Consider the following 13,698-nt stretch of genomic DNA (forward strand, 5'->3'; position numbering starts at 1 on the left):
GGGAAAGCAGCGCGGCGGAGCAGCGCAACGCCGTGCCGGCGCGTCAGGCGTCGGTCACCCACGCGCCGAACCATTCGCTCGGGCGGGCGATCTCGTCCTGCGCGGCGACGAGTTCGAGTTCGTAACGGCGTGCGTCGTAGGTGGCCTTCACGACCGCGTGCACGGCCGCGAGCGTGTGTTCGAACGCGGCGCGCACCGAATCGCCGCGCAGCCGGCACGCGACGAAGATCGCGCTGGTCAGGTCGCCGACGCCGACCGGATGGCGCGGAAACGCATACAGCGGCCGCTGGCCGATCCACGCTTCGGTTTCGGTGACGGCGAGCATGTTGAAACGGTCGGCCGGACTGTTGCGGTCGTGCAGGTGCTTGACGAGGATGATCTGCGGGCCGCGGCGGATCAGCGCGCGGCACGCGTCGACGGCTTCGGCGACGGTCTCGATGCGCCGGCCGGCGAGCTTCTGCAGTTCGGTATGGTTCGGCGACATGCCGTCCGCGAGCGCGGGCATTTCCTGCACGATGAATTCCTCGACACCGGGCTCGGGCCGGATGCCGCCCGTCTGGCCCATCGCCGGATCGCAGAAGTACCACGCGTTCGGATTCATCGCCTTCACCGAGCGCACGATCTCGACCGCCGCGCGCGCCTGCGGCGGCGAGCCGAGGAAGCCGGACAGCACCGCGTCGCAACGCTTGAGCGCGCCGATGGCCGCGACGCCGTCGACGAGCTGTTCCATCTTCGCGGCATCGATCGCGCTGCCGGCCCAGTGGCCGTACTGCATGTGATTCGACAACTGGACGGTATTGAGCGGCCAGACGTTGATGCCGAGACGCTGCATCGGGAACACGGCCGCACTGTTGCCGGCATGGCCGTAGATGACGTGCGACTGAATGCTGAGGACGTTTTTCATGGGAATTCGCCTGCACGCGTTTCAGGGTCACGTCACACGATACCCGAGTTCGTCATACGCGCGGAAGTCGCGCGGCCCCGGAGTGTTGCGCGCCGTCGTCACGCGACCGCGTAGAATCGCGGGGGCGCGAGACCGTCCGGCCGCAACCGGCTGCCCGCGCGCGTCTCCAATCACCGTGATCGCCATGCTTTCGATTTGCAAGATGTTGTCCGTCGCGCGCGCCGCCGTGCTCGGCGCGAGTGCCGCCGCCGCGTGCGCGCTGCCCGTGGCGGCCGTTGCCGCGACGCCCGCCGCCAACGACGGGCCCGCGTACGGCCCGCGCCTGGAAGGGTTCGTGTATCCGGCGCCCGTGCACGAGTACGCGTTCGTGTCGCAGCGCGAAACCCTCGAGATGGCGTACCTCGACGTGCAGCCCGCGCATCCGAACGGCCGCACCGTCGTGCTGCTGCACGGCAAGAACTTCTGCGCGGCGACCTGGGAGGACACGATCGGCGTGCTGAGCCGCGCCGGCTATCGTGTGATCGCGCCGGACCAGATCGGCTTCTGCAAGTCGTCGAAGCCCGAGCGCTACCAGTACAGCTTCCAGCAACTCGCGCGCAACACGCACGCGCTGCTCGAATCGGTCGGCGTGAAGTCGGCGACGATCATGGGCCACTCGACGGGCGGGATGCTCGCGATCCGCTACGCGCTGATGTATCCGAAAGCGACCGACCAGCTCGTGCTCGTGAACCCGATCGGCCTCGAGGACTGGAAGGCGCTCGGCGTGCCGCCGCTGTCGGTCGACTACTGGTACGCGCGCGAACAGAAGACCACGGCCGACGGTATCCGCCGCTACGAGCAGGGTACGTACTACGCAGGCAAGTGGTCGCCGTCGTACGAGCGCTGGGTGCAGATGCTCGCCGGCATGTATCGCGGCGCCGGCCGCGACGCGGTCGCGTGGAACTCCGCGCTGATCTACGACATGATCCTCACGCAGCCGGTGGTCTACGAATTCGGTGCGATCCGCGTGCCGACGCTGCTGATGATCGGCGACAAGGACACGACCGCGATCGGCAAGGACGTCGCGCCGCCCGACGTGCACGCGAAGCTCGGCCGCTATCCGGAGCTCGCGAAGCGCACGCAGGCCGCGATTCCGGGCGCGCAACTCGTCGAATTCCCGGCGCTCGGACACGCGCCGCAGATCCAGGACCCGGACGCGTTCCACAAGGCGCTGCTCGACGGGCTGGAGGCCGTGCGCCCGCAGTGATGCGGGACAGGCGGCCGGCGGCGCGCGAGCGTGCCGTCAGCGCGCTTCGTTCGCGAGCTCGTCGCGGATCTGCGCGGCCAGTTCGAACGAGCGCAGCCGCGCGGCGTGATCGTAGATCTGCGCGGTGATGATCAGCTCGTCGGCGCCCGTCAGCGCGATGCGCTCGCGCAGCTTGTCGCGCACCGTGTCGCGCGAGCCGACCGCCGCGAACGACAGCGAATGCGCGACGGTCGCGAGTTCGAGCTCGTTCGCCTCGAGCACGTCGACGGGCGGCGGCAGCTTGCCCGGCGTGCCGCGCCGCAGGTTGATGAACTGCTGCTGCAGCGACGTGAACAGGCGCCGCGCCTCGTCGTCGGTCTCGGCCGCGAACACGTTGACGCCGACCATCGCATGCGGCTTCGGCCACGCGGCCGACGGCCGGTACTGCGCGCGGTAGATCTCGAGCGCCCGCATCAGATAATCCGGCGCGAAGTGCGACGCGAACGCGAACGGCAGCCCGAGCATCGCCGCGAGCTGCGCGCTGAACAGGCTCGAACCGAGCAGCCACACCGGGACGTCGAGCCCCGCGCCGGGTACCGCCCGCACGCGCTGGCCGGGTACCGGCTCCGCGAAATAGCGCTGCAGCTCCGCGACGTCGTCCGGAAACGAGTCCGCACTGCCGATCAGGTCGCGGCGCAGCGCGCGCGACGTGGTCTGGTCGGTGCCGGGCGCGCGGCCCAGGCCGAGATCGATGCGCCCCGGATACAGCGACGCGAGCGTGCCGAACTGTTCGGCGATCACGAGCGGCGCGTGGTTCGGCAGCATGATGCCGCCCGAGCCGACCCGGATCGTCCGCGTCGCGCCCGCGACGTGGCCGATCACGACGGCGGTGGCCGCACTCGCGATCCCCGGCATGTTGTGATGCTCGGCCAGCCAGTAGCGCCGGTAGCCCCAGCGTTCCGCGTGCTGCGCGAGATCGACGGTGTTGCGGAACGCCTGCGAGGCGTCGGCGCCGGCCGGAATGGGGGCGAGATCGAGTACGGAAAACGGTGTCATCGGAAGACCTTCGAAACGGGGTGGCGTGGTGATGCGCTGACGCAACAGACGCCAACGATTTTGCCAAAGGGTTCCGGAACGTGCTGGCCGCGCGCGGATACCCATGCGCCTTACAGGGGTGCAGGGTTGCTTGCGACGATCGTTGCAAAAATCAATCTAATCGCTGATTAATTACCAATCTTTACGGCGATTGGAAGTGAAACCGCATCGACATACAAATTTGCACGAAACGTTTGATTTTAAAGACTGCAATACGCCTGCAAAGTGCTTACGCTAATGTGAACGTGGCCGAGCCGATCCGGTTCGTCGACCGCTCAGCTTTGCCGGAATCGCACCAGTCCGTTTCTCGTAGCGCCGCGCGCGGGGGGCTGCGGACTGCTAAAATCCGGCGCCTGTCCATGTTGTGCCAATGGAGCCATTCGAGTCTTCCCGCATGCCGTCCGGGTGCTGCGCGGGGATACGCCACGCGAAGCTGGGCATGGCCGCACCCGAACAACGGGTCGTGCCTTCCCCATTACAGACGCTGCTGGAACAAGGAGTCGGGTCGTGCCCGCGTTCGTCGCTGTCGGAATACCGCATCACGCTCAATCACGCTCAAGCGTTCGCCATGGCGCCGAAGTCGCCGGGAGGCGTTGCGCATGACGCCCACCGCCACGCTGCTCGACTGGCTCCTGATCGTCTTCACGCTGGCCGCGGCCGGCTATGCGCTCGTCGCGGCCTTCGCGCCGCGGCCGCGCACGCCGCGCACGGCGGTGCGCGACGGCTTCGAGCCGGTCAGCGTGCTCAAGCCGCTGTGCGGCGCGGAGCCGCACCTGTACGAAAACCTCGCGACTTTCTGCGAGCAGCGCCATCCTCGCTATGAGGTGCTGTTCGGCGTCGCATCGTCGGCCGATCCGGCTATCGCGGTCGTCGAGCGGCTGCGCGCCGACCATCCGGCGTGCGACATCTCGCTCGTGATCGACGCGCGCGTGCATGGCAAGAACCTGAAGGTCAGCAACCTGATCAATCTCGCCGAACGTGCGAAATACGGCCGCATCGTGATCGCGGACAGCGACATCGCGGTGAAGCCCGACTATCTGGAGCGCGTGACGGCGCCGCTCGCGGACGCGTCGGTCGGGGTCGTCACGTGCCTGTATCATGCGCGCAGCGTCGGCGGCTTCTGGACGCGGATCGGCGCGCAGTTCGTCGACGCCTGGTTCGCGCCGTCGGTGCGGATTACGCACCTCGGCCGCTCGAGCCGCTTCGGCTTCGGCGCGACGCTCGCGCTCACGCGCGACACGCTCGACCGGATCGGCGGTCTCTTCGCGCTGAAGGACGAACTGGCCGACGATTTCTGGCTGGCCGAGCTGCCGCGCCGCCTCGGGCGGCGCACCGTGCTGTCCGAGGTCGAGGTCGCGACCGACGTGATCGAACCGTCGTTCGGGCCGCTGTGGCACCGCGAGACGCGCTGGCTGCGCACGATCCGTTCGCTGAACCCGGCCGGCTTCGCGTTCCTGTTCATTACGTTCACCGTGCCGTGGCTCGCGATCGGCGCGGCGCTCGCATGGCGCCTCGACGGCAGTGTCGCCGGCACGCTGGCGGGCGGCGCGGCCGCGGTCGGCGCATTCGGCCGGCTCGTGCTGCACGCACGCGGCGAGGACGGCTGGCGTGCGTTCTGGCGCGACCTGCCGCTCGTCGCGGTGCGCGACACGCTGCTCGCGCTCGAGTGGCTCGCGGCCGCGTTCGGCACGCACGTCGTGTGGCGCGGCGCCAGGATGACGGTCGTCGGCGGCGAACGCGCGGCGGCGGCCGTGGAAGCAGTGGACGGCCGCTAGGGCCGTCGATCGAACCCGGCCCGCGGGCCGAGACGCGTCGCACGGCGAAGCCACGCGGCGCGACATGACAGAGAGGCGGGCGCCGGCATGGCGGCCCGCGGTTTTTTGACTGAATCGTTGTAACGAAACGAACTATGCAGGCTACCGGAGCATTCATGAAAACGCTGTTCTTGCAGGCCCCTTCGTATGACGGCTTCGACGGCGGAGCCGGCTCGCGCTATCAGGCGAAGCGCGAAATCCGTTCCTTCTGGTACCCGACCTGGCTCGCGCAGCCGGCCGCGCTCGTGCCGGGCAGCCGCGTCGTCGATGCGCCGGCCGACGGCCTGTCGGTCGAGGAGACGCTGAAGATCGCCAACGACTACGACCTCGTGATCATCCACACGAGCACGCCGTCGTTCCCGACCGACGCGATGTTCGCGCAGGATCTCAAGAAGATGAAGCCGTCGATGCTGGTCGGCATGGTCGGCGCGAAGGTGATGGTCGATCCGCACAACTCGCTCACGGCGAGCGAGGCCATCGACTTCGTGTGCCGCGAGGAATTCGACTTCACCTGCAAGGAACTCGCCGAAGGCAAGCCGTTCGCGGAGATCAAGGGCTTGAGCTGGCGCGCGAAGGACGGCTCGATCGAGCACAACGAAGCGCGTCCGATCCTCGAGAACATGGACGAACTGCCGTTCGTCGCGCCCGTCTACAAGCGGGACCTGAAGATCGACAACTACTTCATCGGCTACCTGAACTATCCGTACGTCTCGATCTACACGGGCCGCGGTTGCAAGTCGCGTTGCACGTTCTGCCTGTGGCCGCAGACGGTCAGCGGCCATCGCTACCGCACGCGCTCGGTCGAGAACGTGCTCGCGGAAGCGAAGTGGATCCGCGACAACATGCCGGAAGTGAAGGAGCTGATGTTCGACGACGACACCTTCACCGACGACCTGCCGCGCGCCGAAGCCATCGCCATCGGCCTGGGCAAGCTCGGCATCACGTGGTCGTGCAACGCGAAGGCCAACGTGCCGTACAAGACGCTGAAGGTGATGAAGGAAAACGGCCTGCGCCTGCTGCTGGTCGGCTTCGAATCGGGCGACGACCAGATCCTCGTGAACATCAAGAAGGGCGTGCGCACCGATTTCGCGCGCCGCTTCAGCGCGGACTGCAAGAAGCTCGGCATCAAGATCCACGGCACCTTCATCCTCGGCCTGCCGGGCGAGACGCAGGAGACCATCAAGAAGACGATCGAGTACGCGAAGGAAATCAATCCGCACACGATCCAGGTGTCGCTCGCCGCGCCTTATCCGGGCACGACGCTCTACAAGCAGGCGGTCGAAAACGGCTGGATGGAAGAGAACAAGACCATCAACCTGGTGAGCAAGGAAGGCGTGCAGCTCGCGGCGATCGGCTATGCGCACCTGTCGCGCGACGAGATCTATCACCACCTCGAGCAGTTCTATCGCCAGTTCTACTTCCGTCCGTCGAAGATCTGGGAAATCGTGCGCGAGATGCTGACGAGCTGGGACATGATGAAGCGCCGCCTGCGCGAAGGCGTCGAGTTCTTCCGTTTCCTGCGCGCGCACGAGGCCTGATCGGTGGCGACGCAGCGGGCGGCGCGGGCGCTGATCTTCACCGCGGACGACTTCGGGCTGCACCCGCGCGTCAACGCGGCGGTCGAGCGTGCGCACCGCGACGGCGTGCTGAACGCCGCCAGCCTGATGGTCGGCGCGAGCGCCGCGCAGGATGCGATCGAACGCGCGCGGCGGCTGCCGTCGCTCGCGGTCGGCCTGCATCTGGTGCTCGCGGACGGGCCGGCCACGCTGCCCGCGCATGAGATTCCCGCGCTCGTCGGCCCCGACGGGCGATTCGGCGACGCGATGGCGAAGGACGGCTGTCGCTTCTTCTTCCTGCCGCACGTGCGCGCGCAACTGCGCCGCGAGATCCGTGCGCAGTTCGACGCGTTCGCGGCGAGCGGCCTGCCGCTCGACCACGTGAACGCGCACAAGCATTTCCACCTGCATCCGACCGTGCTGTCGATGATCATCGAGATCGGCCGCGACTACGGGCTGCGCGCGGTGCGGCTGCCGTACGAAACGAGCGCGCCCGCGCTGCTCAAGCCGTGGATCGCGCTGGTGCGCGCGCGGCTCGACCGCGCGGGGCTCGCGCACAACGACTACGTGGTCGGGATCGAGCATACGGGCGCGATGGACGAGGCCGTGCTGCTCGACGCGCTCGCGAAGCTGCCGGCGGGCGTCGGCGAGATCTACTGTCATCCGGCCGAGGCCGGCGACGGCCCGATCACGCCGACGATGGCCGATTACCGTCCGGTCGACGAGCTCGAGGCGCTGCTGTCGCCGCGCGTCGCGGCCGCGCTGAAGGCGGCGGGCGTCGCGACCGGCGGGTTTGCCGACGTGTTCGGCGGGCCGGCGGCGCGACGCGGCGCGCAGGCGTCGCGCGCACCGGGAGCGCAGCCGTCATGAGCAAGTGGATCAAGTGGCTCGGCTGGCCGATCGGCATCGGCATCCTGCTCGCGCTGGGGCTGCACGAAGGCGTCGGCGACGTGTCGCAGATGCTCGCGCGCGCCGGCTACGCACTGTTGTGGCTCGTGCCGTTCCACGCGCTGCCGCTGCTGCTCGATGCATACGCATGGCACCTGCTGCTCGACCGGCGCAGTTCGCTGCCGTTCCTGTGGTGGATCGCGACCGTGCGCGAGGCCGTGAACCGGCTGCTGCCCGTGGTCGGGATCGGCGGCGAGATCGTCGGCATCCGGCTCGCGCGCTGGCAGGTGCCCGACGCGAGCCGCGTGACCGCGTCGGTGATCGTCGAGGTGCTGGTGACGATCGTGGTGCAGTATGCGTTCGCGGCGCTCGGCCTCGTGCTGCTGCTCGCGACGACCGACAACATGGGCGGCGGCACGATCGGCCTCGCGCTGCTGCTGACGCTGCCGTTGCCGGTGTTGGGCGTCGTGCTGATGCGGCGCGGCGGCATCTTCCACGCGATCGAGCGTTTCGCGGGCCGCCTGCTCGGCGATTCGCACCGACTGCTGCAGGGCGTCGACGGCCGCCGGCTCGACGCCGACATCGATTCGCTGATGTCGCGCACGGGCCTGCTGTTCAGCGCCTTCTTCTGGCAACTGGCCGGCTACGTGCTCGGCGCGCTCGAGATTTACTGGGCGCTCGCGCTGCTCGGCCATCCGGTGTCGATCGGCGGCGCGATCGCGATCGAGGCGATGACGCAGGCGGTGCGGCACGCGGCGTTCATGGTGCCGGGCGGACTGGGCGTGCAGGAGGCGACCGTCGTGCTGCTCGCGCAGATGTTCGGCGTCGATCGCGAGACGGCGCTGTCGCTCGCGGTCGTCAAGCGCGGCCGCGAAGTGCTGTTCGGCTGCCTCGCGCTGGGCTCGTGGCAGCTTGCCGAGCTGGTGCGCACGCGCCGCCGGCTGGGCGGATCGCCGGCCGGGCCGCGCACGGCGCCGCCGGCGAACCGGGCGACCGAAACCCGGACCGAAACCGAAACGACGCATTGAATCCGGGACGGGCCACACGGCCCGTCTCGCGCTTTTGGCGTCGCGCGGGTATCCTTGCCGCGTGTTTTCTCGACGCGCAACCCTTCCGATGATTTTCCGTTTCCGGCTGCTTTCCGTGACGATGCTGGCCGCCGCGCTGGCGCTAACCGGTTGTGACGACCAAGGCCATCTCGACGTGCAACGTATCAGGGACTTCTTCAACGCGATCAAGCCTGCGCCGCTGCTGCTGAAGGGGCTGAAGATCGGCGAATCGACCGAGGCCGACGTGCGCGGCACGATGGGCAAGCCCGAGACCGAGCGTACGTTCACCGACGGCTCGAAGCGTCTCGAATATCCGCGCGGCCCGATGGGCAACCAGACCTGGTTCGTCGATCTCGATGCGAACGGGCGCTACACGGGCGCGACGCAGGTGCTGACCGCCGAGAACTTCGCGAAAGTGCGCCCGGGGATGGACGAGGACGAGGTGCGGCGGCTGCTCGGCAAGCCCGGCGACATCGCGCAGTATCCGCTGAAGCCCGAGACGGTCTGGAGCTGGCGCTGGCTCGAGGACGGCGTCAACACCGACGCGTTCTTCAACGTCCATTTCGGCCCGGACGGGCTCGTTTATACGACGTCGCGCTCCGACATCCTGAAAGGGCGCTGACGTTCACGCGCGGCGCTTCTTCAGCCGGTCGCGCAGCGCGTCGTTCATGCGCGTCTGCCAGCCGAGGCTGTGGCGGGCCAGGACGTGCATGTTCGGCCCGGTGGCCCGTCCGGCGCTATATCGAAAAAGCGACCGGAAAATTGCAAAAAACCCGCTTCCCGGCGTGTCATGAGACTGTCAGGGAGCGGGTTTTTTCCTTTTGAAACAGCGGCGTAGGTCGTATGCGCAAATGGTGGGATGAATTGTTGCGACGCAGCAATCGCCCATACGGTGATTTGAGGCAATCAATTTCGCTTGCGACTATCCGCGTCAACCCGGCGCGGGACAGGCAGTCGCGTCGGCATTCATTCCAACTCTGGAGACGCGCGTGTTCCTTTACGGCTTTGGTCCGGTCCTCTGGGCCGGCACCGTGCAGACCATCGAGCTGTCGGTGCTGTCGCTCGCCACTGCGGTGGCGCTGGGGCTGATCGGCGCGGTGGCGAAGCTGTCGCACAACCGGGTGCTGCGAGCGATCGCGACCGGTTATACGACGCTGATCCGCTCGGTGCCCGATCTTGTGCTGATGCTGCTGCTGTTCTACAGCATCCAGATCTGGCTGAACCAGTTCACCGACCTCGTCGGCTGGAACCAGATCGACATCGATCCGTTCGTGGCGGGCGTGCTGACGCTCGGCTTCATCTACGGCGCGTACTTCACCGAGACGTTTCGCGGCGCGTTCCTGTCGGTGCCGCGCGGCCAGCTCGAAGCCGGCGCGGCTTACGGGATGAGCGGCGCGCGCGTGTTCGCGCGGATCATGTTTCCGCAGATGATGCGCTTCGCGCTGCCGGGCATCGGCAACAACTGGCAGGTGCTCGTGAAGGCCACCGCGCTGGTGTCGATCATCGGCCTCGCGGACGTCGTGAAGGCCGCGCAGGACGCCGGCAAGAGCACGTTCAACATGTTCTTCTTCATCCTCGTCGCGGCGCTGATCTATCTTGCGATCACGACCGTCTCCAACCTCGTGCTGATCCAGCTCGAGAAGCGTTATTCCATGGGCGTGCGGCACGCAGAACTATGATCGAGATCCTCCAGGAATTCGGCAAGGCGTTCCTTTTCTGGGACGGCCAGCGCCTCTCCGGCCTCGCGGTGACGCTGTGGCTGCTCGTCGCGTCGATTTCGCTCGGCTTCGTGTGCGCGGTGCCGCTCGCGGTCGCGCGCGTATCGAAGAACAAGTGGGTGTCGATGCCCGTGCGCTTCTACACGTACGTGTTCCGCGGCACGCCGCTCTACGTGCAGTTGCTGCTGATGTACACGGGCATGTACAGCCTCGAGTTCGTGCGCTCGCACTCGCTGCTCGACGCGTTTTTCCGCAGCGGTTTCAACTGCGCGATCCTCGCGTTCGCGCTGAACACCTGCGCGTACACCACCGAGATCTTCGCCGGGGCGATCCGCGCGATTCCGCACGGCGAGGTCGAGGCGGCGCGCGCGTACGGAATGTCGCCGTTCACGATGTACCGCCGTGTGATTCTGCCGTCGGCGCTGCGCCGCGCGCTGCCGCTGTACAGCAACGAGGTGATCCTGATGCTGCATGCGACCACCGTCGCGTTCACGGCGACCGTGCCGGACATCCTGAAGGTCGCGCGCGACGCCAATTCCGCGACCTACATGGCGTTCCAGTCGTTCGGAATCGCCGCGCTGATCTATCTTGCGGTATCGTTCGCACTCGTCGCGGCGTTTCGCCGCGCGGAGCGCCACTGGCTCGCGTATCTCGCGGCCGCCCGTCATTGAATTACTTCGAGGAGAGCCAGTTGGCCGAGATCACTCAAACGAGCGCGTCCGCTTCCGTCAAGCTTGCCGCGGTCGATATCCACAAGCGCTATGGCGACAACGAGGTGCTCAAGGGCGTGTCGCTGAATGCGAAGGCCGGTGACGTCATCAGCATCATCGGCGCGAGCGGCTCGGGCAAGAGTACGTTCCTGCGCTGCATCAATTTTCTCGAACGGCCGAATGCGGGGCAGATCGTCGTCGACGGCGAGGCCGTGCGTACCAAGACCGACCGCGCCGGTGCGCTCGAGGTCGCCGATCACAAGCAGTTGCAGCGCATCCGCACGAAGCTCGCGATGGTGTTCCAGCACTTCAACCTGTGGGCGCACATGAACGTGCTCGAGAACGTGATGGAGGCGCCCGTGCACGTGCTCGGCATTTCGAAGAAGGAAGCCGAGGAGCGTGCGCGCGAGTACCTGGAGAAGGTCGGCCTGCCGCCGCGCGTCGAGAAGCAGTATCCGTCGCATCTGTCGGGCGGCCAGCAGCAGCGCGTGGCGATCGCGCGGGCGCTCGCGATGCATCCGGACGTGATGCTGTTCGACGAACCGACGTCCGCGCTCGATCCGGAGCTCGTCGGCGAAGTGCTGAAGGTGATGCAGAAGCTGGCCGAGGAAGGGCGCACGATGATCGTCGTCACGCACGAGATGGGTTTCGCGCGCAACGTGTCGAACCACGTGATGTTCCTGCATCAGGGGCGGACCGAGGAAGAGGGCGATCCGAAGGAAGTGCTGGTGCGGCCGCAGAGCGAGCGGCTCAAGCAATTCCTGTCGGGCAGTCTCAAGTAACGCGACAGGGCAGGTTTCAGCCGTGGTACCGGTGTCTCGTCCCGCAGGCGCCACCCGCACGACGCAGGTGGCGATCGTTGCATTGCCGCCCGTGTCGATGTCGGGCGTGGGGCCGATCGTCGATGCCCTGAATCTCGCGAACGAGATCGACGGGCGGCTTCTGTACCGCTGGCAGGTGTGTTCGTGGGACGGGCGGCCGGTGCCGCTCGCGGGTGGTGCGCAGTGGCATGCCGATGCGGCGTTCAACGACGCGATCGCGTGCGACTGGTTGATCGTCGTGTCCGAGCGGTTTCAGCAGTTCGCCGATTATCGGCTGTTTCTCGCGAGTCTCGCGCGGGTCGGGCAGCGCACGCCGGTCGTGACCGGCATTCATCACGGCGTGTGGTGGCTCGCGATGGCGGGGCAGCTTTCCGGGTATCGCGTGAGCGTGAACTGGGAGACGTATCAGCAGTTCGCCGAGCAGTTCGAGCGGTCGATCGTCACGCAGCAGATCTTCGAGATCGATCGCGATCGGGCGACCTGCGCCGGCGGGCAGGCGACCGTCGATTTCATGCTGGCCATGATTGGCCGGGAACATGGGGCGGATCTCGCGGAGCGGATTGCCGATGCGCTCGGGGTCGGCACGCTGCGCAGCGGCGAGGAGCGGCAGCGGATTCCGTTTGTTACTGCTCCGGGGGAGCGGCATCCTCGGTTGAATGACGCGTTGCTTTTGATGGAAGCCAATGTCGAGGATCCGCTTACTACCGATGAGATCGCCGGGTTGGTCGGCGTGTCGCGGCGGCAGTTGGAGCGGCTCTTTCGACAGTATCTCGGGGCGATGCCCTCCAAGTATTACCTCAATCTTCGGTTGCTCAAGGCAAGGACCCAGTTGCAGAGGACCAGCAAGTCAGTGGTTCAGGTTAGTCTTGCTTGCGGGTTTTCTTCTGCTGCGCATTTTTCTAATGCTTATCGGGAGAGGTTTGGGGTTACGCCTCGGGAGGATCGGCGAGCCTGGCTCGAGAAGCAGACGGGCGGGGGCAGTGAACCTCGTGGGGGGGCGCTCGTCGAGCGCGGGAAAGATTGAGGTTCGGTTTTGGGTTTCGTTGGTGGTGTGCTCACGGTTGGCGTGAAGCACCTGTGATCGTGTCGGTCTATTAGCGTCGCCCCTGCGCGGGGCAGCGGTCACTTTTCTTTGTCTTGCCAAAGAAAAGTGACCAAAAGAAAGGCGCCCGATAACGCATGACTTCCCGGTGCCACGGCCATCAGAGTGGATCGCACAAAAGTGTCCGCGCCAGTCAGGACCCCGGAGTGGTTCGAGCAATGGTTCTGACACCACTGCCTGCCCCACGGAGCGGTATACCATCCGCTAGCTCCATCCTCGCTACGCTCGGCTGCAAGGTACTTCAGGGGAGGTCATGCGATTGCGTTCTGCACAAACCGCAGACTGCCAGGCACTTTTTCTGCTCTCGCATTTGTGTAATTCGATCGTTTGACGAGCGGTGTTTTCGCGACAGCGATGTTGTTTGCCCCCCTATTTTTCTTGCGAGTGGCGAATTTCCTGCGTATCGAGAGTTGGTTCCCTGTGAGGGGGCTGGTGGTAGCGATTGGGTGGGGATGGACCTGTCGGCCGAGCGAAGCGAGGACGGAGCGAGCGGATGGTATACCGCTCTGTGGGGTAGGCAGTGGTGTCAGAACCATTGCTCGAACCACTCCGGTGTCCTGACTGGCGCGGACACTTTTGTGCGATCCACTCTGATGGCCGTGGCACCGGGAAGTCATGCGTTATCGGGCGCCTTTCTTTTGGTTACTTTTCTTTGGCAAGACAAAGAAAAGTGACCGCTGCCCCGCAGGGGGGGTGTCAGGATTTCCGTGTTCAAGGCGGGTTGAGTAATTACACGGAAGGCCGGATGAATCGATCTGCGTAAAGGATAGCGAATTGGTTCATGGCGGTCTTCCAGTCATGAGCTGCACTACCCCA

12 protein-coding genes are annotated in these 13,698 nt (G+C 66.3%); 10 read left to right on the forward strand and 2 right to left on the reverse strand.

What is annotated here, in order from left to right:
* Nucleotides 1–43: 43 nt before the first annotated feature.
* Entirely contained in the window at nucleotides 44–904 is an 861-nt protein-coding gene (pdxY, locus tag H0X95_RS33335) for a pyridoxal kinase PdxY (protein ID WP_006484315.1), read from the reverse strand.
* 184 nt (nucleotides 905–1,088) lie between these two features.
* Here pdxY and H0X95_RS33340 point away from each other — a divergent pair, with 184 nt between their 5' ends.
* Nucleotides 1,089–2,150, forward strand: coding sequence for an alpha/beta fold hydrolase (locus H0X95_RS33340; RefSeq protein ID WP_043205793.1), 1,062 nt, complete (start codon nucleotides 1,089–1,091; stop codon nucleotides 2,148–2,150).
* Between the two features lie 36 nt (nucleotides 2,151–2,186).
* Here H0X95_RS33340 and H0X95_RS33345 read toward each other — a convergent pair whose 3' ends face one another.
* Nucleotides 2,187–3,185: an LLM class flavin-dependent oxidoreductase gene (locus H0X95_RS33345; RefSeq protein WP_006492947.1), complete on the reverse strand. Its 999-nt coding sequence runs from the start codon at nucleotides 3,183–3,185 to the stop codon at nucleotides 2,187–2,189.
* A 638-nt stretch (nucleotides 3,186–3,823) separates the two neighbouring features.
* On the opposite strand from H0X95_RS33345, the gene hpnI reads away from it, so the two are divergent.
* The 9 genes from hpnI to H0X95_RS33390 all read left to right on the forward strand — a co-directional run bounded on the left by hpnI (nucleotide 3,824) and on the right by H0X95_RS33390 (nucleotide 12,804).
* Nucleotides 3,824–4,999 (forward strand): bacteriohopanetetrol glucosamine biosynthesis glycosyltransferase HpnI, encoded by a 1,176-nt coding sequence (gene hpnI, locus H0X95_RS33350; protein ID WP_048989486.1) that lies wholly within the window; start codon nucleotides 3,824–3,826, stop codon nucleotides 4,997–4,999.
* 134 nt (nucleotides 5,000–5,133) lie between these two features.
* Complete coding sequence (gene hpnJ, locus H0X95_RS33355) at nucleotides 5,134–6,576, forward strand: hopanoid biosynthesis associated radical SAM protein HpnJ (protein ID WP_369718636.1); 1,443 nt, start codon at nucleotides 5,134–5,136, stop codon at nucleotides 6,574–6,576.
* A gap of 3 nt (nucleotides 6,577–6,579) precedes the next feature.
* On the forward strand, nucleotides 6,580–7,464 hold the full coding sequence (gene hpnK, locus H0X95_RS33360; RefSeq protein WP_048989484.1) for a hopanoid biosynthesis-associated protein HpnK: 885 nt from the start codon (nucleotides 6,580–6,582) through the stop codon (nucleotides 7,462–7,464).
* Complete coding sequence (locus H0X95_RS33365) at nucleotides 7,461–8,510, forward strand: lysylphosphatidylglycerol synthase domain-containing protein (RefSeq protein ID WP_060265221.1); 1,050 nt, start codon at nucleotides 7,461–7,463, stop codon at nucleotides 8,508–8,510. The genes hpnK and H0X95_RS33365 overlap by 4 nt, the downstream gene beginning before the upstream one ends.
* An 88-nt stretch (nucleotides 8,511–8,598) precedes the next feature.
* Nucleotides 8,599–9,153, forward strand: coding sequence for a hypothetical protein (locus H0X95_RS33370; protein WP_058901277.1), 555 nt, complete (start codon nucleotides 8,599–8,601; stop codon nucleotides 9,151–9,153).
* Nucleotides 9,154–9,520: 367 nt separating this feature from the next.
* On the forward strand, nucleotides 9,521–10,210 hold the full coding sequence (locus tag H0X95_RS33375) for an ABC transporter permease (RefSeq protein WP_006488734.1): 690 nt from the start codon (nucleotides 9,521–9,523) through the stop codon (nucleotides 10,208–10,210).
* Complete coding sequence (locus tag H0X95_RS33380; RefSeq protein ID WP_006488739.1) at nucleotides 10,207–10,920, forward strand: ABC transporter permease; 714 nt, start codon at nucleotides 10,207–10,209, stop codon at nucleotides 10,918–10,920. The genes H0X95_RS33375 and H0X95_RS33380 overlap by 4 nt, the downstream gene beginning before the upstream one ends.
* 20 nt (nucleotides 10,921–10,940) lie before the next feature.
* Nucleotides 10,941–11,741, forward strand: coding sequence for an ABC transporter ATP-binding protein (locus tag H0X95_RS33385; RefSeq protein ID WP_006488736.1), 801 nt, complete (start codon nucleotides 10,941–10,943; stop codon nucleotides 11,739–11,741).
* A 22-nt stretch (nucleotides 11,742–11,763) separates the two neighbouring features.
* A complete protein-coding gene (locus tag H0X95_RS33390; protein WP_006488743.1) occupies nucleotides 11,764–12,804 on the forward strand; it encodes a GlxA family transcriptional regulator in 1,041 nt (346 codons plus the stop codon).
* Nucleotides 12,805–13,698 lie beyond the last annotated feature (894 nt).

Origin of the sequence: Burkholderia sp. 9779_493 (assembly GCF_015712215.1) — a bacterium.
GTDB lineage: Bacteria > Pseudomonadota > Gammaproteobacteria > Burkholderiales > Burkholderiaceae > Burkholderia > Burkholderia cenocepacia.